At 67.2% G+C, this 2100-nt stretch carries 2 protein-coding genes and 1 pseudogene; all 3 read right to left on the minus strand.

From position 1 onward, the window contains the following. Nucleotides 1–373: pseudogene (locus B8784_RS03560) on the minus strand (TrbI/VirB10 family protein); the annotation flags it as partial. A gap of 5 nt (nt 374–378) precedes the next feature. Beyond that, the gene (trbG, locus tag B8784_RS03565) at nt 379–1377 is read right to left on the minus strand and encodes a P-type conjugative transfer protein TrbG (protein ID WP_084396251.1); all 999 of its coding nucleotides are present in this window, start codon (nt 1375–1377) and stop codon (nt 379–381) included. A 2-nt stretch (nt 1378–1379) separates the two neighbouring features. Then, a complete protein-coding gene (gene trbF, locus B8784_RS03570; RefSeq protein ID WP_084396252.1) occupies nt 1380–2072 on the minus strand; it encodes a conjugal transfer protein TrbF in 693 nt (230 codons plus the stop codon). Between the last annotated feature and the right edge of the window lie 28 nt (nt 2073–2100).

Here is a 2100-nt window from a genome sequence, read left to right on the forward strand (position 1 = left end):
AGCGGTCGGCATATTCCGGTTCGAGGCCGAGGCCGCGTTCGGCTTCGAGCACCGTGGCGCCGAGATCGCCGGCCAGCGGCGGGCCGAGCCGGATGGTTTCGGGTTCTGGTCGTGGCAAGTCGGTATAGCTCTCCGGGAGCGAGGAGAAACCGGCAGGCGTGCGCTTCGATCTTGTATTGTAGACCTCTTGCTGCGCGGCGGGGTCGATCGCCCGCGGCGGCGCGAGCGCGATGCTTGCGGCCGCAAAGAGACCGATCGCGCCCAGCCCGGCGCCGAGCATGAGGGCCTTGCGGTTGATGCGGGTCACGGGCCGGGGGCTGGAGCGGATCTTCAGGCGCTCGGCATGTTCGTCGAAGGGAACGGGATCGGCCATCGGGATTATCCTCCGAACAGCGAGGCAAAGCCCCGCCGCGGCGCCGTGCGGCTGATCCGCACCACGGTCTGGTCCTTCTCGCCGAGCCGGAGTTCGGCGGCGCGGAACAGGCGGTCGACGATGTAGTAATTGGCGCGGACGCGGTAGTTCACGAGTTCCGCATCGCCATCCTCTCCCAGCACGAAGAGCGGCGGCAGGTCGCTCGCTGCAATCGAAGCCGGCATCTGGATATAGACCTGGCGGCCGTCATCGAAAGCCCGCACCGGCCGCCAGTCGGGGGTGTCGCCGCTGATGCGGTAGTCGAAGTTCAGGCCCTCCAGCGGAACGCCGCGTTCGACGCTCGCTGTCTCGCGCCTCGCCCCGGAGGCGCCGCGGGTCACGATCGCGGCGATTTCATCGGCGGGATAGCGCCAGGAGAGCGCCGCCATATAGGCGCCCTCGATGCTTTCGAGTTCAAGGTGATAGGTGCGCCGGTCGGTCGCGATCATCAGATTGGTGAGCAGTCCCGTGCTCACCGGCTTCACGAGGATATGCGCCTGTTCCGATGCGCCCGATCCCGACAGCGTGTCGCCGACGACCCAGCGCACCGTGTCGCCGGCCGAGACCGAGACCAGCGTCTCGCCGGGCTGCAGTGCGATGTCCGAGACCTGGCCGGGGCTCGCATAGAGCCGGTAAAGCGCGCCTTCCGTGTACGGATAGACCTGTATCGCATTCAGATAGCCATCCTCGGTCGGCTCGACGAGCGCGGCCTGGCGGCCCTTGCGCACCGCCTCGTCCGGCGGCGCCGAGGGCGCCGGCGCCGCCCTGGCGGCGACCGGTTTGAGCTGGCCTGGAAGGGGGAGGGGAACCGGCGTCTCGACGATGCGGTCCGGCGTGTCCGCCGTCTCTTCGGCGGGCTGCGCCTCGATGAAATCAGCGGGCTGATAAGGGTCGGCCGCGGGCGGCGCCGAGGCGCAGGCGGCGGTGAGGGCGAGCGCCGATGAGGCGAGCATGGAACGCAGCATTGTCAGTCTCCTGTGTCGAGATCCTGGCCCCAATTGAGGCTGTGGACGTAAAGGCCGAGGGGGTTGGCGCGCAGCGTGGCCGCGTCGGTCGGGATCTGCGTGACCACCGAGAAGAGCCCGGTGAAGCGCTCCGTTTTCATCAGGGCGCCGTTCTCGAAGGTCTTTTCCACCCAGCGCGTCTGGAAGCTCGCCTCGGAAATCCGCACGACGCTCACCACCTCGACCGTGCGGGACTTGCGTCCGACATCGGCGAAGGGATCATTTTCCTGCGCATATTCATTGAGGGTGACGGCGGCCTTGTCGGTGACGAAATCATAGGCGCGCAGCCAGTTCTCGCGCACGACCACTGGATCGGTGCTCAAGCCCCGCACATGGGCGATGAAATTTGCGAGATGATGCGCGATCTGCGCATCGCTCGGCGTGTATCGCTCCGTGGCGGGCGCGATGGCGCGCGCCGCGCCGGTCTCGTCCACCTCCACCACATAGGGCGTCACCGTCGATTGCAGGCTTCGCCAGATGAGCGCGCCGGATGTTCCGAAGGCGAGGCCGAGACAGCTGAGCGCCATCAGCCGCCAGTTCTTCGCCTGGACGCGCGCAGAACCGATCCGCTCGTCCCAGACCTGACCCGCCTTCTGGTAGGGCGTTTCCGGATGCGGGGAGCGCCCGTAGCTCGTGGATGTGCGCTTGAACGCCATGTCTATTCATCCTTGTCCTGAAGGCTCG

The organism is Henriciella aquimarina (genome assembly GCF_002088975.1).
In the GTDB taxonomy this organism is placed as follows: Bacteria; Pseudomonadota; Alphaproteobacteria; order Caulobacterales; family Hyphomonadaceae; genus Henriciella; species Henriciella aquimarina.

What these genes read in the sequence shown, in the direction of transcription:
- trbG (WP_084396251.1), bottom strand. Translation starts at nt 1,377, where the DNA reads ATGCTGCGTTCCATGCTCGCCTCATCGGCGCTCGCCCTCACCGCCGCC.
- trbF (WP_084396252.1), bottom strand. Translation starts at nt 2,072, where the DNA reads ATGGCGTTCAAGCGCACATCCACGAGCTACGGGCGCTCCCCGCATCCG.